The organism is Pelolinea submarina, assembly GCF_003966975.1.
Lineage (GTDB): Bacteria > Chloroflexota > Anaerolineae > Anaerolineales > Anaerolineaceae > Pelolinea > Pelolinea submarina.
In genome coordinates, this window is sequence record NZ_AP018437.1 from 2,566,194 (window position 1) to 2,589,390 (window position 23,197).

Sequence of the window (23,197 nt, forward strand, 5' to 3'; positions counted from 1 at the left end):
AGGTTCAGCTTATTGCAGACCAACCTTTTTGTTGAATTCCACAATCAAATCGTCGATTTCTTCGACCTGGGACTGATAACCGGTCCAATAATCGGGATCGTACCACTGGTCCTGGATTTCCTCGTAGGATTTGCCCTGCTGTTCCACCCAGGTATAGTATTTCAAATTATGCACACGGCGCTTGTCCTGATAGGTCATATCAAGCAAGTTATCGGTGCTCTGCCCTTCCAGATAATGAGCGAAGTGCGCAGCGGCATCAACTTCGGAATACTCGCCGGATTCCTCGTGCATTTCCTTCAGGCGGCTCTGGTAGAGTTCCATTGAATCGGTCAGCACGGTCAGCACCACGTCGTTTTCGCCCATCTCGAAGTATTTAGCCATCTTGATAGCGGAAAGCATGTTGGCAATGCCGGAGAAGCCTAACAAATCCAGATTCTCGACCGTCTCGGCGGGAACGCCCTTCTTGGCCAGGTATTCGCGGCCGGCTTTCTCATTGAATAAGCGCGAAATATTCACCACGGCATTGTCATCAATGGCCGTAATCAAATCGGTGTTCTTGACGTTGTGGATCCACGGTACGTGCTTGTCGCCGATGCCTTCGATGCGGTGCGCGCCGAAGCCGTTTTCCAACAGGGTCGGGCACTGCAGCGCCTCGGAACCGCCCACCAGGCTGCTCGGGAATTTCTGTTTCATGTAATCGCCGCAGGCAATGGTGCCGGCTGAACCGGTGGTCAGGATCACGCCGCGGTAATTATCGCGTGGGCCTAATTCTTTCTTCAATACTTCTTCCATGGCATGGCCGGTGACTTCGTAATGCCACAGGTAATTGCCAAACTCTTCGAACTGGTTGAAGATCATCAGGTCTTCACCGCTCGCGCGCAGCTCCCAGCATTTGTCGAAGATCTCTTTCACGTTGGATTCGCTGCCGGGGGTAGCGATGATTTCGCCAGCCACGGTCTTGAGCCATTCGAAACGTTCCTTGCTCATGCCTTCCGGCAGGATGGCGACGGATTCGCAGGCCAGCAGGTTGGAATCATAAGCGCCGCCGCGGCAATAATTGCCGGTGGAAGGCCAGACTGCTTTTTGGGTTACCGGATCGAATTGTCCGGTCACTAAACGGGGCACCAGGCAGCCGAAGGACGCGCCGACTTTATGCGCGCCGGTGGGAAACCACTTGCCAATCAAGACGATGATGCGCGCGTCCACGCCCGTCAAACTCTTGGGAAGCTCCATATAGTTCACGCCGTTGAACTGCCCGCCTTTTTCCTTGGGTTCGTTCTTCCAGGTGATGCGGAAAAGGTTGCGGGGGTTCAATTCCCACAAACCGATCGACTTCAGCTCTTCTTTATATTTCGCCGGGATCAGCGTGGGGTCTTTCATTTGTGCGAAGGTCGGGATGATGATATTGCGCTCACGCGCCCGCTTGATTGAGTTCTCCAACCGATCGGGGTAAACGGTTAAATCAATTTTGGCCATTAATTCTTTCTCCTGATAGATGTATTTGGAATATCCGGAGCCCGACTGACAATATACAGCGGACGTCCCTTTACTTCGTCATAAATCCTGCCGATATATTCGCCCAAAATACCTAAAGTGATCAACTGCACGCCGCCCAGGAACAATACCATGATAAGTGTTGTAGCCTGGCCCAGCAATGCGGCCTGGTGGGATAAGCGTAGAACGATCACCACCGGGATAGCCACGATGCTGATGCAGGCACAGATGAATCCTAAATAGGTTGCCATTTGCAGAGGGAAATACGAAAAGCCGGTGATGGCGTTCAACGCCAGTTTTAACATTTTGCTGAAAGGATATTTCGTCTTTCCGGCAAAGCGTTCTTTGCGATCATACTCCACACCAATTTGGCGGTAGCCCACCCAGGAAGCCATCCCGCGCAGGAAGCGGTGCCGTTCGCGCATATCGCACAGCACATTCACGACCTTGCGGTCCAGCAGGCGGAAATCGCCGGTGTCCAGCGGGATTTTCACGTCCGTGATACGGTAGATCAACCGGTAAAAAGCGGAGGCTGTGAACAGCTTGAACCACGACTCCCCTTCCCGTTTGCGCCGCACGGCGTAAACCACTTCGTAACCCTCTTTCCATTTCGCGATCAGGTCCAGCATCACTTCCGGAGGGTCTTGCAGGTCTGCGTCGATGATCAACACCGCGTCTCCGCGGGCATAGTCCAGTCCCGCGGTAACCGCGATCTGGTGGCCGAAGTTGCGTGCAAAGATGACCGGTTTTACGTGGTCGTCTTTCTCGGCCAATTTGAGGATGATATCGGTGGAGCCGTCCGTCGAGCCGTCGTCCACCAGGATCAATTCCCAGGTGGATTTGAGCGAACTCATCACATGGCTGACCTGATTGTAGAACTCCTCGACACAACCAATCTCGTTGAAAACTGGCGCGACAACACTGTAGACTGGATTCTTCTTGTTGGCAAGATTGTCTGACATATTTATATTGTATCTGATACTAGCAAACTATCAAAGGACTTTTTTAAAAGCTTCCAAAGTTGGTTTAACGATCGGGGCCGCTTTCACGGCGGAGATGGCCGCTTTGACGTCTTTCAGACCGCTGCCGGTCAGCATGACCAGCACCGGGTCGCCGGGTTCGATGAAACCCTGCTCGACCGCGTTTTCCAATCCGGTATAAGCCGAGGCCGCCGCGGGTTCAGCGAAGATACCTTCAAGTCCCAGGCGGGCAATGGCTTTGAGGATGTGGTCATCCGCAACAGTGATGTAACGGCCGCCGGTCTGGGTAGCCGCGCGCAGCGCGCGCAAGCCGTCATTCGGCATATCGACCGAAACACTATCGGCGATGGTTTTGGCTGCCACCGGCTTGATCTCTTCGGTGCCGGCGAAGAAGGCATTGGCCACCGAGGCAGAACCTTCCGGCTGCACGCCAAAAATGCGCGGCATCTGGTCCAGCCAACCCAATTCTTTCAGGTCTTTAAACCCTTTATGGATACCGGAGACGATGTTGCCGTCGCCCACCGGCACGAAAACCGTCAGGGGTTTCTTCAAATTGCCGCGGTAGATCACCTGTTCCCAGATCTCAAAACCGGCGGTTTTCTTACCTTCAACCGTGAAGGGATTGTAGCCGGTGTTGCGCGAATACCAGCCGAATTCCTCGGCAGCTAACATCGATAATTTAACCGCATCGTCGTAAACGCCGTCCACCAGGAAGACACGCGCGCCAAACACCAACAGCTGCGCCACCTTGGCCTGCGGAGCGGCTTTGGGCACGAAAATAACCGTGTCCTGTTTGGCCGCCGCGGCCATACCGGCCAGCGCCGCCCCGGCATTGCCGGAAGAGGCTGTCACCACAACTTCAGCGCCGATTTCTCTGGCGCGCGCGATGACCACCGAGCTGGCCCGGTCTTTGAAAGAAGCTGTTGGGTTGCGGCCGTCATCTTTCACCCATAACTGTTCGAGTTTCAACTCGTCTGCCAGCGCTTTTGGCTGGTATGCAGGCGTCCAGCCCACCGATCGCAGTGGCGTGCCCTGCAAACCGGGGTCGTCCACCGGCAGCAGTGGCAAATAACGCCAATGAGATTGGTCGCCGGATGCCGTAATCTTTTCAGGTGAATATTCCTTATTAATCCCCTGGTAATCCAAAATGATATCCAGGTTCCCGCCGTCGGCGGGGCATGTATAGGTTACTTCATGCGGTTCGTAAGTCTTCCCGCACACAGAACAGCGATAAGATTTGAATTTTTCCATGGAGGTATTTTACTCTCTTTCAAATGGGACGCCCAACGAGGCGGGCGGCGGTTTGCGCAGGAAGCGGAATAGCTTGTAGAATGCTCCGCGTACGCCGCGCGGCAGCGTGGCCAGCATGCGCGTCACCCATTCCGTGTCGCCGATGTTGACGAACAAGAGCGTCAAAATCATCAATGGGAATGGCGCGACTTGCAGAACCTGCGAAGGTACGTTGGTCCAGTAGGATTGCAGGGCTAATCCCAGCCACTGTAAAAACACAAATAAGTAGCCGCCAAATGAACCCCGCAGCGGGTTCCAGCCGCCAAAGATGGTGATGGAAAGCACGATCCAGCCGATGCCATCCAAGCCCGTCATGGTGCCGTTCCAACCGGCCTTAATGCTTAGCGAATACATCGGGCCGGCCAGGCCGATCAACCCGGAACCCAGCGCTGTGTAAATATAGCGCTGGCGGTTGACGTCAATACCGCGTGAATACGCTGAAATGGGCTGCTCGCCCACACCGCGCAGGACCAGCCCCTGGCGCGTATGGAAGATCCAGTAATAGCTCGCTATGATCAGGATATAGCTGAAATACACCAGCACATTCTGGTCAAACAGCAAGGGCCCTAAAATGGGGATATCCTTCAGCAGCGGAATTGCCCAACCGGATACAGTGGGGCCGGGAATAACCATGAAAGGCGTTCCCAGAAAATAAGCTAGATCGCGGAATAACAACGACAGGATAAAACCAACGGCCACTTGTGACTGTTTGAGGGATATGCTGCTAAAGGAGATCAGCAGCCCCGCAATTGCTCCGGTCAAAAAACCCGCCAGCAAACCGACCCACACAATTCCGGTCAGGTAAGCGGCCGCAAATCCGGTCATGGCTGCCAGCACGATTAAACCATTGGCAGACAAATTAATTACGCCAGACCGTTCGGAAAAAGTCTCGCCGATGACCGCCACCACCACTGGAGTGGCAGCAGCGATGACGCCCGCCATATTGGTGAGGAATTCATTCATTGCTCTGTTCCTCCTCTTTCTTCAGAATTTTTTTCCTGACGCCATCCATCAACATGAAAAATAGCACCAGGGAGGACTGCATGACACCCGACAAGGTGGAATCGATCTTCATCATGATGGGCAGTTGAATGCCGCCGATGTTGAGCGCCGCGAAAAGCAGCGCCATCGGTACGGCCCAAACAATCTGATAATCGACCAGCATGGCCACCAGCAGCCCCAGGAACCCATATCCGGAAGAAATGGAAGGGATCAGGCGGTGATACACACCCAGCACCTGTACGGCCCCGGTTAATCCGGCAAACACGCCGCACAATACAAACGAGAGCAGCATATATTTTGATGGGGATATGCCCATCTGAATGGCTGCTTTGTAATTCTTCCCCACAGCTTTTAAGCGCAGCCCCACCACTGTATGTTTCAGGATGAAATAAACAATAAGAACGGATACGACCGCCAAAATCAACGACCAAATACTTAACCGGTATCCGGTTAATGTCGGCAGCCAGATAGACATGTCAAAAGGTTCAGTGCCGCTCATGGAAGCCACACCGGCCCGTTTCCATGGGCCGAAAATCAGCCACAAGGTCAGGGCGGTTGCGATGAAATTCAAGCCTAAACCGGCAAAAATTTCACTGACGCCGCCGTAGAATTTCAGCATGCCTGCCAGCAGCGCCCATACAATCCCGCCGGCGATACCGGCCAGGAAACCCGCCAGGATGATCACCACCGGAGGGAGCCCCGAATCCTGCAGTAAGCGCAGTGCCCAGGTAGTCATAATGGCGCCTAAGCTGATTTGACCTTCAATACCGATGTTCCATAGACCGGTAGTAAAGGTGATCACCAGCCCGCACGTGGCTAAAATCAAAGGTACCCAGGCGACGAACGAGTCGGCAATTTTGATCGGTGTGGAAACCGCACCCAGGAAAATGTTGCTGAAAGCTTCCCAGGGGTTGGCTTTGGCGATTAGCAGCACCAGCGCGGTGAAAAGCAGCGCCGCTATCACACCGGAGATACGAAATAGAAAGTTAATGAATGCGCGATTTTTGCTCATTTGGGCTAATCCTTTCCGCCAATCATCCTGCCCAAACGTTCTTCATCCAGTCCGGCAGAGTCCAGTGGTTCCGATATTCTGCCGCTGAAAAAGACCAGAATACGGTCTGCGTAAAAAGTCAATTCATCCAGGTCCGCCGATGAGAAAATGATGGATGTGGCTGCCTGGCAGCGTTCACGTAAAATGGACCAAATCCAGTTGGTTGATTCAATGTCCAAACCGCGCGTGGGATTTTCCAACAACAGGACTTTTGCCGGATCCTGCAGCAGCGATAAAAGCAAACGCTGTTGGTTGCCGCCGGATAGTTCCTCAGAAAAGGTAACGGCACGTCCCTTGATATTAAAGCGTTGGATACGATCCTCTGTGACCTTATGGCTCTTCTTTGAATCAATAAACACCCTCTTCTCGCAATCCGAGAGGATGTAATGCTCTTCCAATGTCATGCCCGGTACCAGACCCTCTTCCATTCTGGCAGAGGGCACGTAGAATATTCCCCGCTTCTGATAGTCGTAGCAATTTTTACCAAATAAATCCTCATCACCGAAGAGAATATGCCCGCTGCTGGGTTGCTTCATGCCTGCCAGGGCTTGCAGGAATTGGCGCTGCCCGGAGCCTTCCATTCCAGCCAGGCCGATTACTTCGCCTGCATACAGGTCAAAGTTGACATTCTCAATAGCGATGCGGAAATCTTCAATATTTAATTTTTGAACAGATAGACAGACATCGCGCGTACCGGCATGTGCGGTGCGTGTGCGTGTAATCTGGCGCCCAAACATCAGTTTGACCAGATCGTTTTCATCAAAAGGCGCTTCCCTCTCACCAATCAAGCAGCCTTTGCGCAGTACCACAGCCCGGCTGCATAGTTCTTTTACTTCTTCCAGCTTATGCGATACAAAAATAATGGTTTTTCCCTGACCGGCCAATTTCTTCAAAGCGGAGAACAGAATTTCCTGCTGAGAAGCGCTGATACCGGTGGTGGGTTCATCCAGGATCAGGAGCTCCACGCCCAACCACAACAGGCGCGCCAATTCAAGCTGCTGGCGTTCTCCCACGGTCAATTCCCCAACCGATCCATCCAGATCCAAATTGAAACCCAGATCTTCCTGGATCTTCATGAGAGCCTGCCAATCCACAGCACTGTGGTTCGCGCGCCCCGAGCGTTGATCCCAAATTTGCAGATCTTCCCGAATAGTCATGGATGGGAAATCATGCGGGTCCTGATGCAGCATACCGATACCCAGCCGCAGCGCGTCAGCAGGACTTTTCAGGTCTTGTTCTTCCCCATTAATCAAAATTTCTCCGCTGTCTTTACAGATCAGTCCGGAGAGAATTTTCATAAGGGTACTTTTTCCCGCGCCATTTTCGCCTAGCAATCCCAGAATTTGGCCGGGTTCAATGGTCAGCGATACATCATTGTTTGCGTGTACGCTTCCAAAATATTTGTGAATGTTTTTTAGTTGTATGTGCATGGATATATAAGATGAGGGGAGGGACCGCCCAGGTATCCCTCCCCTGTAATTACTAAGGTTTATTCAGCCGCTGAGCTTAGGCCAATCATGCCTTCCAGCAATTGCGGCAGGTACCAAATCTGGTAATCGGTGGCAACTTCGCCATCGGCCAGATATTCCGTACCGTCCTGCAAATTCAGCGGGCCGGTCCACAGGTTCAAACCGCCAGCCAATTCGGCAATGAATGCATCTATCGTGGCTGAGTTCTCTGCACTGAGGGCATCGCCCTTCTTGAAACCGATCATGGAGGTATCTTTGTTGTTGATGTCGGTCCAATCCGGATCTAACCACTCCCACGAGTTGGTCCAGGTGCCGTCAATGGCTTCCTGGATGGCTTGTTTGTAGCTGGGGCCCCAGTTGAAATAGGGAACGCCCAGGCAGACTTCAGGAGCCTGTTCGCAAGCGCCTTCGTAGTCGTAAGGAATGGCATAAGCCGTCTGGCCGCCGTCGGCGAATTTCTTGGCTTCCACCAAAGCTTCGGTGGTGTCGATTCCGGAAATGACTACGTCATAACCACTGTTGAAGAAATCGTCGGTGACCTGTGAAGGATCAGAGGTCACACCGGGGATATTGAACCAGAAACCGATCCAGTTGACTTCGAAGGTCAGGTCGGCCGGGTCTTTGCCTGCGTAATTCTGCCAGCAGTATTCTGCGCCTAAATAGGCGGATGCTGCCAGGCGGCGGGTTTCTTCGTTGATCAGCGGGCCAAGGAAACCGATTTTACCGGTTTCGGATGTCAGGGCGGCTGCACAACCGGCAATCATCTTGCCATATTCCATGCGACCCATGATGTTCTTCATATTGGCCAGTTCCTGATAGTTCGCGCCTTCTGCCCATTGGGTATCGCCCGTGGAGTAGATCACGTATACATCAGGATGATTGACTGCGAATTCAGTAGCGCTGTCTTTCATATCGTCCGAGTTGAAGATGATGAGATTCGCGCCCTTGGAAACCAGTTCTTCAGCTAACTGCGCTGCAGTTGTACCGGGCCGGTCAGCCGTGTTGACTTTGTCGATATAGATCATGGATGTACCGGGGATCTGGTCTTCAATATACAAACCGGCGTCATAGTGCGCCTGATCCCAACCTTTGTTGTTATACACACCCACCATCAGAATACCGAAAACAAAATCTGTGCTTGCGGCTTCTTCTGCGGCCGGTTCGGCAACTTCCTCTGCCGGAGCTGCTTCTTCCATCGCCGGTTCAGCTGCGGCAGCTTCCTCCGTTGCTGCCGGACCACAGGCAGCCAACAAGAGTGACGCTACCAATAGGGAAACAAAAACTTTGAAAAACTTTTTCGTGCTCATATTTTTCTCCTCCATTTAGTTTAATCAAAATAGAGCCGTTTTTCCTGGCGTTTGATAAAAAAACGCTCCACTTAATTGTAGAGCAATTGCTTGCTCTGTCAACCAGCGGAGCATTCTAATCTAAACTTTTTGATTAATCAATTGTTTAGACAAATTTTAAGCTTTATGTCCTACAAATCGATTTAATCTTGTACGATCCAGGTTCCGGTTTCGCCTTTCAGCGCCCGTCCGATATTCTCCGGGTTGGTAATGAGAGCTTGTTTGCCGCCCGCTTCCAGGAACCAAATGATGGCCTGCATCTTGGGAGCCATGGAGCCTTTAGCAAAATGGGTTCCCTCCGCCAGGTAAGCCTTGGCTTCGGAAAGCGTCATGCGGTCAATCTGCTTCTCATTGGGTTTACCAAAGTTAAGCGCCACCTTCTCCACTGCCGTAGAGATCAGGAATAAGTCCGCTTTGATTTCCCGCGCCAACAGCGAGGAAGCGTAGTCTTTATCAATCACCGCTGCCACACCTTTGATTTCGTTGTTTTCCATCACAACCGGGATACCGCCGCCGCCCACAGTGACTACGATATGGCCCGCCGCAATCAGCTCTTTAATAGAAGGCAGCTCGAGGACTTCCTGCGGAATGGGAGAAGCCACTACCCGCCGCCATCCGCGGCCGGCGTCTTCAACTACCTGCCAGCCTAAATTCGCCGCGCGTTTCTTTGCTTCCTCCTCCTCCATAAAACCGCCAATCGGTTTGCTGGGGTTCTGGAAAGCCGAATCGTTCGCGTCCACGCGCATCTGGCTGATGACAGTGGCTACCGGCTTATTGATACCGCGCTTGCGCAGCTCATTTTGCAGCGTTTGGGTCAGTGAGTATCCAATTGCGCCCTGGCTGTCGGCTCCGCACACATCCAGCGGAATCTCATGCATACCTTCAACTTTGTGCGCAATTTCGGAACGGCGCAGGATGAATCCCACCTGCGGGCCGTTGCCGTGCCCGATGGCTACGTTCCAACCGGCTTCAATCATGTCGGCAATATGGAAGGTAGTTTCCTTGGCAGCTAAATATTGGTCTTCCACAGAAACTTTGGTTTTGTCCTTGATCAGTGAATTACCGCCGATGGCAACAACCGCAACTTGGTCTTTCATATATCTCCTTTTTTTAGCTCATGGTCAGCGCCATGACCGCTTTCTGCGCGTGAAGTCGGTTTTCCGCTTCGTCATACACAACAGAATTCAAGCCGTCAATAACGCCATCCGTAACTTCGATATTTCGATCTGCAGGCAGGGGATGCATATAGATCGCATCATCTTTGGCCAGTTTCATACGTTTTTCGTTGGTGATCCAGTCTGAATATTTATCGGTGATAGCTTTGCCTTCATCGAGATCCGTGGTGGTTACCAGCGGACCCCAGGATTTGGCATACACAATGTCGGCATCTTTAAAGGCTTCGTCCATATCGGTAACCACGTCAAAGGCCACACCCGCCTTTTTGGCTTCGGCCCGGGCCTGGTCCATGATTTCAGGCATCAGCTTGAACTCTGGCGGATGCGCCAATACCACGTCGCAGCCAAAGCGCGGCATTTGCAGAACGAGCGACTGCGGTACGGAGATGGGTTTGGAATAGGAGGACGCGTACGCCCAGGAAACCACAATCTTCTTCTTGCGCAAATCGCGGCCCTTCTTTTCCCAGATGGTCATCAAATCGGCCAGGCATTGGAAAGGATGGTAGATTTCGCACTGCATGTTCAAAACCGGAACGCGCGAATACTTGGCCACGTCGTTCAAGTACTTGTTGCCAACGCCCCAGTCACAGTGGCGGATGGCAATGCCGTCGAAATAGCGCCCGAAAATCTCGCCGATTTCTTTGGGCGTATCGCCGTGGGCAATCTGGGTGGTTTTGCTTTCGATGAAAGCGCCGTGCCCGCCCAATTGGGCAATGCCGGCTTCGAAAGAGCCGCGTGTGCGGGTGGAGCTGAAGAAGAACAACATCGCCAGCACCTTGTCGCGCAAGTATGCGTGCGGCTCATTCAGCGAGCGCTTGCGCTTGAGATCGAAGGCTACGTCCAGAACGGTTTCGACTTCTTCCTTGCTGAAGTCGAGGTCGCCGATCAGATCGCGCCCGTGTAAAAATGTTTGCATATTTATCTCCTTTTTCAGTATTACAAGACCGTCAAAGCCGGTCCTTTTGCATTGTCATTCTGAGCCTTCTTTTGGCGAAGAATCCAGGCTTTTGTTCTGAGGTCCTTTCCCAAAAAGAATACGCAATGATTGTTTCCGCTTAGTCTGTAAGTCAGGTATTCACCTGCACCCTTTGGGGTGTACCTGACAATGACTTATCAAAGGTTAGGCATACTGTGAATGGGTGAAAAAACGCCCATCGAATGGACCTTTGGACAAAAATGGGCGCGTTTCGCACGCGCCCCAATTTCACAACTTTGCTCTTATTCCATCGCGCCTAAGGTTAGCGCCAGCAGAGCCATGCGCATGACCACGCCGTTGAAGGCCTCTTCCCAGTAACGGGCATGGCGGGTGCTGTCCACATCGGGAGGAAGCTCGTCCATGCGCGGCAGGGAGTGCAGGATGATGGAATCGGGTTTCGCCTTATCGGCCAGCAGTTTGCGGGTGACCTGGTAATTGGCCGGGGTCATACCCTTGTTCTCGCTGGCTTCCTGGCGGGCTTTGGTGTAATCGGGCTGCACAACCGGTTCCATGTAGATCACGTCGGCCTGGTCAATCACGTCGGCCACGTGCTCGGCTTCTGTGTAGCGCAGGTTGTACTTGTCCAATTCCTTCTTGAAGTCATCGGTCAGGGACATTTCCGGCGGGGCCACGTAAATCACCTGGGCGTCGAACTGGGTCAACGCATAGGACAGGGAGTGCATGGTGCGCATGCGCATATCGCCGATGCACAGGAAAGTCAGGCCATCGATGGTGCCCATTTCATTTAGTACGGTGTACAGGTCGGTCAACACCTGGGTGGGATGCTCGCCCCAGCCGTCGCCGGCGTTGATAATCGGCACACTGGCCCATTTGGCCGCTTCGGCCGGTGCGCCCTGCTGGAAGTGGCGCATGACAATCACGTCGCCGTAATACTCCAACATTTTTACGGTATCCTTGATGGATTCCTGGTACCAGTCGCCCGCGCGGGTCATCTTGGCATCCGAGAAACCGGTCACGTGCCCGCCCAGGCGGTGCATGGCGGCTTCGTGAGCCAAACGGGTGCGGGTGGAAGGCTGGTAGAAAGCCGTCACCATGGTCTTTTCGGCCAGAATATCGGTGTTGCGGCGCTCGCGCGCGATCGGCTCCAGCTCACTGGCGACTTCGAAAACGCGGAAAAATTCCGAGCGCTCAAAGTCCTTCAACGAAAGAATGTCACGTCCTAAAAAACTACGCATACTAAATACCTCCAAATTGGTTTGTTTTTTTATGGAACTCCGATTTTTCTTAATACGTGGAAGCGGAAATAGCCGGGCAGAAAATAGGAGCGTGAATGATCCACGGCCGACCCGTCCAGAGCGAACAGGTCCGCTTCAAACATCAACAACACGTCTCCGCGCTGGATTTCCAGCGCGCGCGCCACGCGTGAGGGCGCCGAAACCGCATTGATTTCGGTAAACGATTTTTCCAACGGGGGTTTCCCCCGCCGGATGAGCATATCCAGGACAGAACCGGTAAAGGTTTCCTGAAGATCCTTCAGCGGCAAAATGTCGCGCGGCAGGATGTCCTGCAGAAAGGCAATCGAGCGCCCTTCCGCGTGCATCACGCGGGTCACGCACAATAGTGACGTTCCTTTGCGCACCTCGAAACATTTTGCCATGTCTTCATCCGCCTGGATGGTTTCAATCTGGCTCTCCCCCATCGATATCTTCAACTTCAGCCGGGAAGCGATGGTCTCCAACGATTCCAGCACTTCGATGCCGGTCTCGAACACGCCGCTCTTGCCGACCACAAAGGTACCCGCGCCTTGACGGCGGATTAGCAGGCCCTGTGCTTCAAACGAGCGCATGGCTTCGCGTAAAGTGGAACGCGAAACGCCCATCTGGGCAGCCAAATCCGGTTCTGTGGGTAGCTTCGTGCCGGGTTCAGACGCGGCAATCAAATCGCCCAACTGACGCTGCAAGCGTTGGTAGGGGCTTTCGTGCGGATTTTTATCCAAATGACCCGCCATTATGCCTGCCCTTCCATCAACCGCGCCGCGGCCTGATTATGTTTTTGTACGTGTGTGGGTAAATCGAGGGTCTGCAATTGTCCTTCCTTTACAATGAATTTTCCGCCGACCACGTTATAGTCCACCCCAACCGGGTTGCAGAATAAAATGGCTGCCAACGGGTCGTGCAGCGCGCCGGCGTAATCCAGCCGGTTAAGGTTGATGGCAATGAAATCGGCGCATTTGCCGGGTTCCAGCGAACCGATGTCCGTGCGGCCCAGCACCGCCGCGCCGCCGATGGTGGCAATTTCCAGTGCCTGGCGGGCAGTCAGGATGGGAGCTGCCGAACCGGAGAGCGAAGCGCCTTCCACGCCCGCGCGCACGCGCGCCAGCAGCATGGCCTGGCGGGCTTCAGCCAGCAAGTGGGATGAGTCATTGGAGGCCGAGCCGTCCACGCCCAAACCAATGTTGACGCCGGCCGCCATATATTCCCAGATGGGCGCGATGCCGGAGGCCAGGCGCATATTGGAGCTGGGGCAGTGCGCCACACCGCAGCCGGTGTGCGCGAACATTTCAATTTCATCCTGGTTGGCCCACACCGAATGGGCGAACCATACGTCATGGCCGACCCAGTCCAGCGATTCCATATAGCCGGCCGGCCGGTAGCCGAACTGCTCCCGGCAGAAGGCTTCTTCGTCCTGGGTTTCGGCCAGGTGCGTATGCAGATGCACGCCGTATTGGCGCGCCAGCACAGCCGACTGTTTCATCAATTCGCCGGTCACAGAGAAAGGCGAACAGGGCGCCAGAACGATTTGTACCATCGCGCCGGGCTTGGCGTCGTGGTAGCGTTCGATCAGGCGCTGGGAATCCTTAAGGATGCTCTCCTCGCTGTCCACCACCGAATCCGGCGGCAGGCCGCCTTTGGATTCGCCCAGCGACATGGAGCCGCGCGAGGCCTGGATGCGCACACCCATTTCCTGGGCCGCGGCAATCTCGTCGTCCAGCTTGGAGCCGTTGGGGAAAAGGTACAGGTGGTCGGAAGCCGTGGTGCAGCCCGATAAGGCCAGTTCAGCCAGGGCGGTCTTGGTGGAGATATAAATATCTTCGGGGGTCATGCGCGCCCAAATCGGATAAAGCGTCTTGAGCCAGTTGAACAGGTTGGCATCCTGTGCGGCCGGAACGGCGCGCGTCAGTGTTTGGTAAAAATGGTGGTGGGTGTTGACCAGCCCGGGCAGCAGCACGTAATCGGATAAATCCAATACCTCGTCTGCGCTTTGGGGAAGTTCCGAGCTGGGACCGACTTGTTGGATGAAGCCATCCTCGATGAACAATCCGCCCCCCGCAATCTCGCGGCGGCCGCTGTCCATGGTCGCCATCAGGCGGGCGTTCTTGACCAGAAGTGTTGTCATAAGCCGCTCCTTGTAATCACAAATCCATTATAACTTAATTGTCGGACAAAGTATACAAATTTGTACAGTTCATTAAGATATGTTTAGACAATCCTCATGGTCGGAGAATGACAAATATCAGGAAATTGGTATGGAAATCGGCTGGTTATGCTTCGGGTTGTTCGTCACTTGCCGAGCGGCTGCTAAGCAGCACACCGCCCAGTGCCATGGCCCCGCCGACGATCTGGATCAGCGGCGGCTTTTCACCCAGCAGGAAAGCGCCAGCCAGCCCAATCACCGAGGACAGGTTGACAATCGGTGAAGCCACGCTGGCAGGCAGATAATGCAGCGCTTCGTTCCACAGAATGGTGGTTAGGCCGGAGGATACGATCGCCAGGTAGAAGATGCCCAATACGGCCATCAGGTTCATTTGGGGCAATCCCTGGTTGGCCGTCTCCCACAGGGAAAACGGCAGCAGCTGCAGGATGGCGGCGCCAATGCTGGCCGCGGCCATCACCAGGGCGCTGCGCTTTCTGGCCATGATGCGCCCCTGGATGGTGTAGACCGCCCAGGATAACGCACTCAGGAAAACCAGCAAGTTGCCCAATAACGGATGCGGCGAACGTACGTCCGGGTTCTGCTGCAAGCCCACCAGCATGACCCCCACCGTCACCAGCACCAGGCCCACCAATTGGGTGCGGTTGATGCGTTCCTTTAACACGACCACTGCCAGAACAGTGGTAAGCGCCGGGATGATGGCCAGGATCAGGGCTGTGCTGCTGACTGAGGTATACACCATGCCGGTATTCTCCAAGCCGTAATACAGAGTCGTACCGGTCAAAGCGAACAGCATGATATCGCGGTTGAAAATATCTTTCAGGCGAAAGCCCTGTCTGGCGGCGAACGGCGCCATGGTCAGGAAGGCGATCACCAGCCTGATCTCGGTCAACAGCAGCGGGCCGATCACACCCAGCACAAGCTTGGTGATCATAAATGCAGTCCCCCAGATCGTTATGGCGATGAAGAGTGCGATATATCCACGTGTGTTTTTCATGGCAAAATTGTTGTATTGGCAGCCAACTGCCAATACCTCTTTCTATAATTTATTTATTCAAAATTTGGACTTGATTAAGTCGAACGGCTGCTCAACAGCACGCCGGAGATGGCCAGTACCCCGCCGATGATCTGGATCAGGGGCGGCTGCTCTCCCAGCAGGTACGCGCTGGCGATACCGATAACCGGCACTAGGTTGATATAGGATGAAGCCACGCTGGCGGATAAATGGTGCAGCGCGTCATTCCACAGGTAGGTGGTCAGACCGGAGGACACCAGGCTGAGATACAGCACGCACAGCCAGCCCGCTCCGCTCAGGTACGGCAGGCCCTGCTCAGCAATCTCCCAGGCCGCGAAAGGGATCATCTGCAGCATGCCCGCGCCGATGCTGGCAGCGGCCATTACCAATGCCGGTTGTCCCTCGGACATCTTGCGTCCCTGGATGGTGTAAATCGCCCACGATAGCCCACTGATGAAGATCAACAGGTTGCCGATCAGCGGATGATCGTACGTTTCACCCTGCCCGTTTTCAATACTCACCAGCACCACGCCCACCGTCACCAGGATAATGCCCAAGATTTGGCTCCTGCCAATACGTTCCTTTAGGAAAATCACTGCCAGAATGGTGGTCAACGCCGGTACAATCGACAGGATCAGCACCGTGCTGCTCACCGACGTGTAGGTCATGCCCACGTTCTGTAGCGCGTAATACAGCGTCGTCCCGGTCAGGCCGAATAGCATGTATTCCTTCGTAAAGATTTGCTTGAGTCGAAAACCCTGCCGGGCCGCCAGCGGCGCCAGCAGCAGGAAAGCCAGCACAAAGCGCAGCTCGGTCAGCTGCAGCGGCCCCATCTCGCGCAATATAATCTTGGTCACCAGGAAAGTGGTGCCCCAGATCAGGATGGTGATGAACAGAGAAAGATATCCACGTGTATTGCGCATGACGATGGATTCTATCACTAAGGCCCATTTTTTATCTATGGAAATTGTCAATTTGGTGGTCAATTTTTAAGGAAAACACGAGTCTCACAGTTCGATCCATCATCGTCGTCACCGTGATCGTAATGAGATTTTCCTCGAAATTTCAATGAGATATTTCGCTGAATAATTTATAGAGTCCACCTAACAAGGTGATTAAGCACGTCGATATATTCCTTTATCACAAATTAAATCAATATCATTAAAAGAAATTTTTATTTTCATTTTCTTACATTTATAATCATATTCCATAGGAAATCGTAAAGATAAATATAGATCCCCTTCTTCCTCATGAAAAACCCCATTATATTCATTTCCATATCTTGGACGGTAAATAAACCTTCGGTCGCTATGAAAAATTAATTGATCTCTCTTAATTTTTTTATTTTGATTAAATGGATTAATAAAAACTGGTTCATTGGTGCTATACCATTCTCCAACCAAATATTGTTCTTTTTCGGAAAGGGAATTTTTTTGCACGCGACGAAAATCAACCACAAAAGCCCTAACCTCATACCAAGTACCCAAACTGTCAAAATCCTTGCCCATATAATAGCTACCGGGACCTGGTTGAGTCACAAGTTCCCAACCTTTATCAATACGTTCTTGGATAATGGGTAGAAATTCGTTTTGATCATTTGCCCAATTTATTTGTCGAATGTCATACTCATTTTGATTATCGCTAATATACCAACGTCCTCCTTTTTTATGTTCCCAACAACGACGAAAAAAACCATATTCCCATAGTATTGGTTCTGTTTTTTCTAAATCTTGGTTTTGTGGATCAACTTCTTGTCCGCAAAATGCACAATACCTTGCATTCTTAAATAACTCCCTCCCACAATACAGACAATACATTATTTCCCTTTCGAATATAAATTTGATTTAATTGTTTTTTCAAAGCGCCGATTAAACTACCCAATCGGAATTATTAATCAGTTGTTCGCTTTAAGGGAATATTACTAGTTTTAAAAATAGAACAACTTTGCATCACTATTATCTTTCACATAATTTAGTCCCTCTTAAGAATGTCCTGTTAAGTAATTAAGGATGGATATTTATCCTGATTTCTGTAAACAAAATGATGATTTCTATGATCAAATTATGATAGTTCAAAAATCTTGATTAATTGACCATTTTTAGTTCCTACCGCTAATAAATTATATTTAGGGTGAAAAGCAAGACATTCAGAAAGAGGTCCATCCAAGTCAGGTAATTGAATTCTGGTACTCCAATCTTCTGTTCTCCACACACGAATGATTTGGTCAGCTCCTATTACAGCCATTAACGATCCGTCATGTGAAAAAGATATTGCTCTTAACCGGTCTCGACTCGCATTTATTGTTTTAATACATGATCTTCTTTCGATATCAAAAATGAATATCTTGCCATTCCAAGTGGCTACGGCAATGAACTTGCCATCTTTTGACCATTCGAGGCAAGAAGGCCAATGCGGAAAGTCCTGCATTATTTCGACTTCTTTCCTCCATGGCTGAATATTCCAAATTTGAAGAGATCGACTAATGGCAAAAGCTAATAAATTTCCTCTCGGATCTACCGAATTGGTATTATCTGTATCATCAATCCCTGTGTAGCTTTGCCTAAATATCATTTCTCCATTCCGTAAATCCCACAAGACCGTCTCTCCACTTTGATGGGAAGACAATAATGTATCTGGGAAATTGGTCCACTGAATGTATGCAACCGTGCCGGGTATTACTTGATTGTCCCCCCATCTATTTAATTGGATTAAATGTTCCCATTCACAATTGCCATTCGCTTCGTCTTGACGGATAATTATTCCTTGATCCTTCCAATAATGGATGGGGTTATCGCGATAATGAATCTGTATAGAACCATCGACACAACCAATAGCAATGCGTTGTCCCTTCGCATCCCAGGCTACAGACTTGACACCTGCGGACGCGCCGGTATCACTCCATTCACTTTTACCTGTTGATAAAGACCAGAGAACACAATTACTGTTATCATCCCCCAAGGCCAAACAATCTCCATCAGGTGACCAACATATTTGTGTAAACTTGCTATCCGTTGGAATACTATATTTTTGTTTTATTCCGTTAGCAAATATTTCTTGATTATCCACTTAATAAACTCCATATATTTTTTCCCGCTAGAGGAAATTATAACAGTTAGTCATAAATGATATTGAGAAATGCAAAGAGGAGATTTATAAACTAACGAAATTTTTACTTTTAAAAATTCTGAATTGACAAAATTTCTTATCTAAATTTTTCACATTTGTCGGGAAAATAAAAATAAATTTTAATAAAATTCTTTTAATAGTATTAGGAAATATTCGCATATTGTTGTATTGATTCTTTGAAGAAATTCAATTCATCTAAGCAAATTACCAACTTACATCTATTCTTCTCCCCGCATCGACAACATCACCACCGTTAGCACGATAATGATCACCATCAGCGCCAGCTCGGTGATCACCACCGGGAAGTTCAGATTGGCCATCAGGAAGCTGATGAAAGCCACAAAGGCGTGCAGTGCTGCCACCAACAGGAAGAAGCGCAGGCCCTTGCCTTTGGCCAGGCCCCAGCCCACCAGCGCGCTCAGCCCCATGTTCAGCCCCAGCATGCAGACGCGCTCCAGGCTGGTCAACACCAGCGCCGGGTACTCGTTGGCCAGCACGTCCCAGTTCCATCCACTGATGAACAGATAATTCATCACGTAGAACGTTTCCAGAAAGCCATACCCAAAGCCGGATACCGCGCCTGCCGACAAGCCTTGCTGCTCATCCAACTGCCCGCCCTGCCGCTTGCGCAGCACCAGCAGCGGCACCAGTTTGGCGCCTTCCTGCACCAGGCCTAACGTCACTACCGACAGCAGCCCAACCAGCAGCAGCCGTCCCAGCCCGGCACCCTCATGCCACAGCTTATTGAGCAGGATACTCAAAGGCGTTTGGATAATTGAGACGGCCAGCACGCCTGCCAGCGCCCCGCCCAACATCACCAGCCACAAACGGGGCTGCTTGAACAATGGCGGCCGGTAAAGCAGCAGCCAAAGCAAGCCGAACAGCAGCGACAAGCCGCTGCCGGATATTGTCCAATAGCGAAAATAAACGATCAACTGTGTGAATATCTGTGAAAACACGCTTCCCTCCGTGTCTTTGTGATTTCAAAGTCTTTATAATTGTATAGCAATTTAAATCAGGTACAAGTCAGCTGCCGAGTTGTTTTTTTCTTGGGAAATCAGTTGTTCTTTTTGAAATGGCCTGATAAAAAAAGTTCAAAATACCCGAAGTATTTTGAACTTTTATTACGTCTCATATAAGGCTTCGTAATTTATGTGTGGTGAATGTCAACCTGGTAACCCAAATCCCGAACGGCGTTGAGAACTTGCTCAATGGGAATCACCGCTTCGTCAAAGTCCACCTCGAGTGTCTGTCTCCGCAGACTGGCGCGGGCACAGGTGATCCCCGGTACATCATCTTCAAGGGACTCCAGGCGTATCACGCAGGCCGGGCAGTGCATATCTTTAATATGAATAAGCTGTTTGGTCATCTTGCCATATTCCTATTGGTCAAAGACAATCTGACCTGTATACATGCCCATGGAACAGGAAAAAGCCAGGACTTTACCTGCGGCTTGAGGCGGAATCTCCAGAGAGAAAGTACCCGTCTCATCCAATATCTGTTCAACGCGCAACTCCGGTATGGTAAACGCGCGTGAACAAGATTTCGTATTGTCGGTCAACAAATTGAGAATAACCATCCTGCCCGCGGGCGCGTGTAGCGTCTGCGGTTCATAGCCATTATTCTTGACATACAAGGTCAGTTCCTGCGGTTGTTGGTTCTCCGCGGCCTGTGTCAACACAGTGTAATCGATCTCCGGTGCCATCTCGCTCTGGGTGATTGCAGTCTGACGATTGGCCGATTCGGTGATTCGATTGAAAGTCAAAGGGAAACCCAGTAAATTCAAGCCGGTATTAACCGCTAAAAGTCCCAGCAACAGGATCACAATCGCCGCGACCCGCGTGAAATGCTTTTCCAGGCGCGTACCGAGTTTTGCCGTCAGGTAAACCAGGCTGAAAAATACCGGGCTGGTGCCCAGCACAAACGCGAACATGATGGCGGCTCCAAACAAAGGATTCATGCTGCCCATTGCCAGAGCCATCATTGATTGAGTAACGCCGCAGGGAATGAAAACCGTCATGGCACCCAGGATGATCGGTGTGATCCAGGTAGCCTCTTTTTTTGAATATTTTCGGATAAATCGCGAAATTGACGCGGGGGGTTCGAAAGAAAAGAATCGGAAGAAAGGATGCACATTGAGCATACGTAACGCATTGCCGATCATGAAAACGCCGATCGCGAACTGCAATAGCGCGCGTGTACTGAGGGATAATTGCAGCATGGAACCCAGAGCTCCTAACAGCATCCCTAATAAGGTATATGCAACCAGTTTGGCGATTAAGAAGAGCAAAATAGGAGGGGCAATATGCAAGTTTTTGACGCGGGTATGCTTCATCTCCGTTTCAAGTTGGTCGGCCAGCGAACTCGCCAGCAGTCCTCCTTGCACCGCCATACAACTCAATCCACCGGTGGTTAAACCGGTAATAAACGCGATCCAGATTTCCATTTGATGGTCTCCAAACTTCGGATTAATTGGAAAATCATCTCTTCCAGCCGATTAGGATAATATTTTATTATACTATGAAGACCTTATTTGTATAATTTACGCTTGCCTGAATATCTGTCCAAATTGCTTGTTATCGTACAATGAAAAATAGCCCCGAATTCCAAAAGACAGTTGATAAGATATCCATTATCCTGATGATGAATATCTTATCAACAAGCTGAAACGAAAATTAATCCGCGTGCGGCTCCGGCGCCTTGTTAATGTTGCGGCGATAAAAATCCAGCGCAGCGTCGCTGTCAAAGCTTTCCATCGGCAGGATGCGTCCCCAGGATGTCAGCACCAAAGGCACGTCTGTTTTCTGCCACGGATAAGCAATCAATTTGAAATTATTCTTCTCGTCCATCACCGCTTTAATCTGGCTCTTTAGCGTGTTGCATTCCGTGTCCGAAAGCAGGCTGCAGTTGTACCAGAAGATGATATATCCGTGCTCCAGGTTATGCACCAGGTAGCCTTCCGGATACTCGTAAGTATTTTCCGTGTAAAAACCGGGCTTTAGATCCTCAGGATAATGGATGCCTGAAGTTGGCGGATTGGAGTTGTAGGGGTTTGGGTCTGTTCCTTCCGGGATGTGCGAGGTGTCGCTCATGATCGGCACTTTCTCGCCCGTCTGTGCGTTATCAAATGCCAAAAAAGCAGTCAAGCCGATCCCGGCCAGGACCAGCAAAATGATTATGTTTCGTCCGGATGAAAACAGCGACCCCCGTTTGCTTTTCGCGTATGAGTTCTTTTTTGTGCTCATATTATTATTCGGATAATTCTTCTCCGTTTACTCCTATACTATTTATTGTATTGTCGCAATAAATAACGAATTCGGGTATTAGAGAAATGCAAGAACTGCGCCCTCCCCCACGCTTGTCCGGGAAACCATTTGGTCTGTCGCAGTGCCTGTCAATCAACCAGGATGGATTTGCATATTTTAATTATAAAAATCTGTTGATTAGGAGAAAAAGGGGATTCGTTCTAGTCTGTGTGATCCATCAATAATAGAAGTGTTTATTCTTTTGTCCGTGTTTATCCATGGATTATGTTTTCTATCCATATCTGTGTGCATCAATAGTAAAAACGCCTTTTCTTTTTATCTGTGTTTATCTGTGGATTATGTTTTCTATCCATATCTGTGTGTATCAATAGTAAAAACGCTTTCCTTTTATCTGTGTTTATCTGTGGTTAAAGCTTAGGTTTTATTTCGAAGTTACCAAATTATGCACAGCCGCGACCGGGATCATCAACGGCAGGCCGAAAACCGCCAGCAATTCTCCGCCCAGGCTGGTTTGGCCGCTGGGCTGCCCTTTCAGGCGGAAACGCAGCGCGTCAAAGGTGTTGCCCCACACGTTCCCCAGCATGATGGCGCGGATATTGGCGATAATGGCGCGCCCGCGCGCCTCCCCGTACGTATCCATCAGGGAGTCGACCAAATCAGGATCCGCCCAGCCGGCCCGGTCGGCATAATGCTGCGCGAACAACAGCGCCGGCAGTTCTTCCGCCGGGGCGCTGCGGAAATCACCCGATAGAGTATCGCTGATCTCATCCGTGTCCAACCCGGCTTTGAGCGCCACCTGCGCGTGGAAATAGGAGCAATAACGGCATCCGTTGACTTCCGTGACTGCCAGCATGATGCGTTCGCTGAATTCCACACTAACCAGACCTGCTTTTCTGCCTGTGCGCATATCGCCCACGCTGGACAACATATCCCGCAGAAAGCGGTAAACGTCCTTGGTTGAATATAACCGCTTCATGAATTTACGCGGCGTTCTATTACCAACACGCTCAGGGTTGAGACTGGTTTCCATTAATATCCTTGATTTATTTATTGAATTTGATCGGCAGCCACATGGGTACGTGCTGCTGGTAAGCGCGGTAGCGTTCTCCAAAGATTCCCAGCATGCGGCCTTCTTCATATTTTGCCAACCAGTGGTACAGCCCCAAAATACCCAACCAGACTAATCCGGCTAAGGGCGAGAGCACCAGCAGTAACACGGCGAGGTAAAGGAGAATGGAGCCCAGGTAAACCGGATGGCGCATGTATGCGAACAAATCCTCGGTGATCATTACCGGTTCTTCGCGGTATTCTCCGAAGACAACCTGAATGCCGCGCAGTGCCAGCCAAACCCCCAACCCGAACAATGCCAGGCTGAAAGGCAGCCGTGCCCAAAAAGAAATTTGCTGGTTGAAACGCTGCGGATTGCCCAACAGGAAATAATCCAGGACAGCTGCGGCAATAAATACCAGCATGCCGATTCCCTGCCAGGTATCCCCTACCGGATGTTCGCCGGCCAGGTCGGGGCGGCTTTCGTGGTTTTGGTAACGCGGGTCGTTCTTTAAGTCTTTCTGCATATTATCCTCAATCTACTCATTTCTCACCTGAAGTATCCAA

At 51.1% G+C, this 23,197-nt stretch carries 22 protein-coding genes; all 22 read right to left on the bottom strand.

Translation table 11 applies throughout. The features are described from left to right. Positions 1–9: 9 nt before the first annotated feature. Positions 10–1,476 carry a pyridoxal-phosphate dependent enzyme gene (locus Pelsub_RS11285; RefSeq protein WP_116223637.1) on the bottom strand — a complete coding sequence of 489 codons (1,467 nt, stop codon included), beginning with the start codon at positions 1,474–1,476 and terminating at the stop codon, positions 10–12. Then, positions 1,476–2,456 (bottom strand): glycosyltransferase family 2 protein, encoded by a 981-nt coding sequence (locus Pelsub_RS11290; RefSeq protein WP_116223636.1) that lies wholly within the window; start codon positions 2,454–2,456, stop codon positions 1,476–1,478. The genes Pelsub_RS11285 and Pelsub_RS11290 overlap by 1 nt, the downstream gene beginning before the upstream one ends. A gap of 30 nt (positions 2,457–2,486) precedes the next feature. Beyond that, the gene (gene thrC / locus Pelsub_RS11295) at positions 2,487–3,725 is read right to left on the bottom strand and encodes a threonine synthase (RefSeq protein ID WP_116223635.1); all 1,239 of its coding nucleotides are present in this window, start codon (positions 3,723–3,725) and stop codon (positions 2,487–2,489) included. 9 nt (positions 3,726–3,734) lie between these two features. After that, positions 3,735–4,727: an ABC transporter permease gene (locus tag Pelsub_RS11300; RefSeq protein WP_116223634.1), complete on the bottom strand. Its 993-nt coding sequence runs from the start codon at positions 4,725–4,727 to the stop codon at positions 3,735–3,737. Further along, positions 4,720–5,778 carry an ABC transporter permease gene (locus tag Pelsub_RS11305; protein ID WP_116223633.1) on the bottom strand — a complete coding sequence of 353 codons (1,059 nt, stop codon included), beginning with the start codon at positions 5,776–5,778 and terminating at the stop codon, positions 4,720–4,722. Before Pelsub_RS11305 ends, Pelsub_RS11300 begins: the two co-directional genes overlap by 8 nt. A gap of 5 nt (positions 5,779–5,783) precedes the next feature. Next, positions 5,784–7,247, bottom strand: coding sequence for an ABC transporter ATP-binding protein (locus Pelsub_RS11310; RefSeq protein WP_116223632.1), 1,464 nt, complete (start codon positions 7,245–7,247; stop codon positions 5,784–5,786). A gap of 59 nt (positions 7,248–7,306) precedes the next feature. After that, positions 7,307–8,593: a BMP family lipoprotein gene (locus tag Pelsub_RS11315; RefSeq protein ID WP_116223631.1), complete on the bottom strand. Its 1,287-nt coding sequence runs from the start codon at positions 8,591–8,593 to the stop codon at positions 7,307–7,309. Between the two features lie 182 nt (positions 8,594–8,775). Then, entirely contained in the window at positions 8,776–9,729 is a 954-nt protein-coding gene (gene arcC / locus Pelsub_RS11320; RefSeq protein WP_116223630.1) for a carbamate kinase, read from the bottom strand. 13 nt (positions 9,730–9,742) lie between these two features. Further along, on the bottom strand, positions 9,743–10,723 hold the full coding sequence (locus Pelsub_RS11325) for an ornithine carbamoyltransferase (protein ID WP_116223629.1): 981 nt from the start codon (positions 10,721–10,723) through the stop codon (positions 9,743–9,745). Between the two features lie 302 nt (positions 10,724–11,025). After that, positions 11,026–11,979, bottom strand: a complete 954-nt coding sequence (gene pyrB / locus Pelsub_RS11330) for an aspartate carbamoyltransferase (RefSeq protein ID WP_116223628.1) — start codon at positions 11,977–11,979, stop codon at positions 11,026–11,028. 29 nt (positions 11,980–12,008) lie between these two features. Continuing rightward, on the bottom strand, positions 12,009–12,752 hold the full coding sequence (locus tag Pelsub_RS11335; protein ID WP_116223627.1) for a GntR family transcriptional regulator: 744 nt from the start codon (positions 12,750–12,752) through the stop codon (positions 12,009–12,011). Then, entirely contained in the window at positions 12,752–14,140 is a 1,389-nt protein-coding gene (locus tag Pelsub_RS11340) for an 8-oxoguanine deaminase (RefSeq protein ID WP_116223626.1), read from the bottom strand. The genes Pelsub_RS11335 and Pelsub_RS11340 overlap by 1 nt, the downstream gene beginning before the upstream one ends. Before the next feature lie 145 nt (positions 14,141–14,285). Continuing rightward, positions 14,286–15,206, bottom strand: a complete 921-nt coding sequence (locus Pelsub_RS11345; protein ID WP_116223625.1) for a DMT family transporter — start codon at positions 15,204–15,206, stop codon at positions 14,286–14,288. Between the two features lie 41 nt (positions 15,207–15,247). Beyond that, the gene (locus Pelsub_RS11350) at positions 15,248–16,114 is read right to left on the bottom strand and encodes a DMT family transporter (protein WP_126440515.1); all 867 of its coding nucleotides are present in this window, start codon (positions 16,112–16,114) and stop codon (positions 15,248–15,250) included. 192 nt (positions 16,115–16,306) lie between these two features. Beyond that, the gene (locus tag Pelsub_RS11355) at positions 16,307–17,008 is read right to left on the bottom strand and encodes a hypothetical protein (protein ID WP_116223623.1); all 702 of its coding nucleotides are present in this window, start codon (positions 17,006–17,008) and stop codon (positions 16,307–16,309) included. Positions 17,009–17,252: 244 nt separating this feature from the next. Further along, positions 17,253–18,257: a WD40 repeat domain-containing protein gene (locus tag Pelsub_RS11360; protein ID WP_126440516.1), complete on the bottom strand. Its 1,005-nt coding sequence runs from the start codon at positions 18,255–18,257 to the stop codon at positions 17,253–17,255. 278 nt (positions 18,258–18,535) lie between these two features. Continuing rightward, positions 18,536–19,276 (bottom strand): hypothetical protein, encoded by a 741-nt coding sequence (locus Pelsub_RS11365; RefSeq protein WP_116223621.1) that lies wholly within the window; start codon positions 19,274–19,276, stop codon positions 18,536–18,538. A gap of 191 nt (positions 19,277–19,467) precedes the next feature. After that, positions 19,468–19,686 carry a heavy-metal-associated domain-containing protein gene (locus Pelsub_RS11370; protein ID WP_116223620.1) on the bottom strand — a complete coding sequence of 73 codons (219 nt, stop codon included), beginning with the start codon at positions 19,684–19,686 and terminating at the stop codon, positions 19,468–19,470. Positions 19,687–19,698: 12 nt separating this feature from the next. Beyond that, positions 19,699–20,763: a sulfite exporter TauE/SafE family protein gene (locus tag Pelsub_RS11375; RefSeq protein ID WP_116223619.1), complete on the bottom strand. Its 1,065-nt coding sequence runs from the start codon at positions 20,761–20,763 to the stop codon at positions 19,699–19,701. A gap of 229 nt (positions 20,764–20,992) precedes the next feature. Further along, positions 20,993–21,562, bottom strand: a complete 570-nt coding sequence (locus Pelsub_RS11380) for a DUF3105 domain-containing protein (RefSeq protein WP_116223618.1) — start codon at positions 21,560–21,562, stop codon at positions 20,993–20,995. A gap of 442 nt (positions 21,563–22,004) precedes the next feature. Then, positions 22,005–22,613 carry a carboxymuconolactone decarboxylase family protein gene (locus Pelsub_RS11385; RefSeq protein ID WP_198418350.1) on the bottom strand — a complete coding sequence of 203 codons (609 nt, stop codon included), beginning with the start codon at positions 22,611–22,613 and terminating at the stop codon, positions 22,005–22,007. A gap of 13 nt (positions 22,614–22,626) precedes the next feature. Continuing rightward, positions 22,627–23,157 carry a methyltransferase family protein gene (locus Pelsub_RS11390; protein WP_116223617.1) on the bottom strand — a complete coding sequence of 177 codons (531 nt, stop codon included), beginning with the start codon at positions 23,155–23,157 and terminating at the stop codon, positions 22,627–22,629. Between the last annotated feature and the right edge of the window lie 40 nt (positions 23,158–23,197).

What these genes read in the sequence shown, in the direction of transcription:
- Pelsub_RS11390 (WP_116223617.1), bottom strand. Translation starts at nt 23,157, where the DNA reads ATGCAGAAAGACTTAAAGAACGACCCGCGTTACCAAAACCACGAAAGC.
- Pelsub_RS11380 (WP_116223618.1), bottom strand. Translation starts at nt 21,562, where the DNA reads ATGAGCACAAAAAAGAACTCATACGCGAAAAGCAAACGGGGGTCGCTG.
- Pelsub_RS11290 (WP_116223636.1), bottom strand. Translation starts at nt 2,456, where the DNA reads ATGTCAGACAATCTTGCCAACAAGAAGAATCCAGTCTACAGTGTTGTC.
- Pelsub_RS11340 (WP_116223626.1), bottom strand. Translation starts at nt 14,140, where the DNA reads ATGACAACACTTCTGGTCAAGAACGCCCGCCTGATGGCGACCATGGAC.
- Pelsub_RS11370 (WP_116223620.1), bottom strand. Translation starts at nt 19,686, where the DNA reads ATGACCAAACAGCTTATTCATATTAAAGATATGCACTGCCCGGCCTGC.
- Pelsub_RS11355 (WP_116223623.1), bottom strand. Translation starts at nt 17,008, where the DNA reads ATGTATTGTCTGTATTGTGGGAGGGAGTTATTTAAGAATGCAAGGTAT.
- Pelsub_RS11305 (WP_116223633.1), bottom strand. Translation starts at nt 5,778, where the DNA reads ATGAGCAAAAATCGCGCATTCATTAACTTTCTATTTCGTATCTCCGGT.
- arcC (WP_116223630.1), bottom strand. Translation starts at nt 9,729, where the DNA reads ATGAAAGACCAAGTTGCGGTTGTTGCCATCGGCGGTAATTCACTGATC.
- Pelsub_RS11315 (WP_116223631.1), bottom strand. Translation starts at nt 8,593, where the DNA reads ATGAGCACGAAAAAGTTTTTCAAAGTTTTTGTTTCCCTATTGGTAGCG.
- Pelsub_RS11335 (WP_116223627.1), bottom strand. Translation starts at nt 12,752, where the DNA reads ATGGCGGGTCATTTGGATAAAAATCCGCACGAAAGCCCCTACCAACGC.
- Pelsub_RS11325 (WP_116223629.1), bottom strand. Translation starts at nt 10,723, where the DNA reads ATGCAAACATTTTTACACGGGCGCGATCTGATCGGCGACCTCGACTTC.
- Pelsub_RS11350 (WP_126440515.1), bottom strand. Translation starts at nt 16,114, where the DNA reads ATGCGCAATACACGTGGATATCTTTCTCTGTTCATCACCATCCTGATC.
- Pelsub_RS11310 (WP_116223632.1), bottom strand. Translation starts at nt 7,247, where the DNA reads ATGCACATACAACTAAAAAACATTCACAAATATTTTGGAAGCGTACAC.
- thrC (WP_116223635.1), bottom strand. Translation starts at nt 3,725, where the DNA reads ATGGAAAAATTCAAATCTTATCGCTGTTCTGTGTGCGGGAAGACTTAC.
- Pelsub_RS11300 (WP_116223634.1), bottom strand. Translation starts at nt 4,727, where the DNA reads ATGAATGAATTCCTCACCAATATGGCGGGCGTCATCGCTGCTGCCACT.
- Pelsub_RS11375 (WP_116223619.1), bottom strand. Translation starts at nt 20,763, where the DNA reads ATGGAAATCTGGATCGCGTTTATTACCGGTTTAACCACCGGTGGATTG.
- Pelsub_RS11285 (WP_116223637.1), bottom strand. Translation starts at nt 1,476, where the DNA reads ATGGCCAAAATTGATTTAACCGTTTACCCCGATCGGTTGGAGAACTCA.
- Pelsub_RS11385 (WP_198418350.1), bottom strand. Translation starts at nt 22,613, where the DNA reads ATGGAAACCAGTCTCAACCCTGAGCGTGTTGGTAATAGAACGCCGCGT.
- pyrB (WP_116223628.1), bottom strand. Translation starts at nt 11,979, where the DNA reads ATGCGTAGTTTTTTAGGACGTGACATTCTTTCGTTGAAGGACTTTGAG.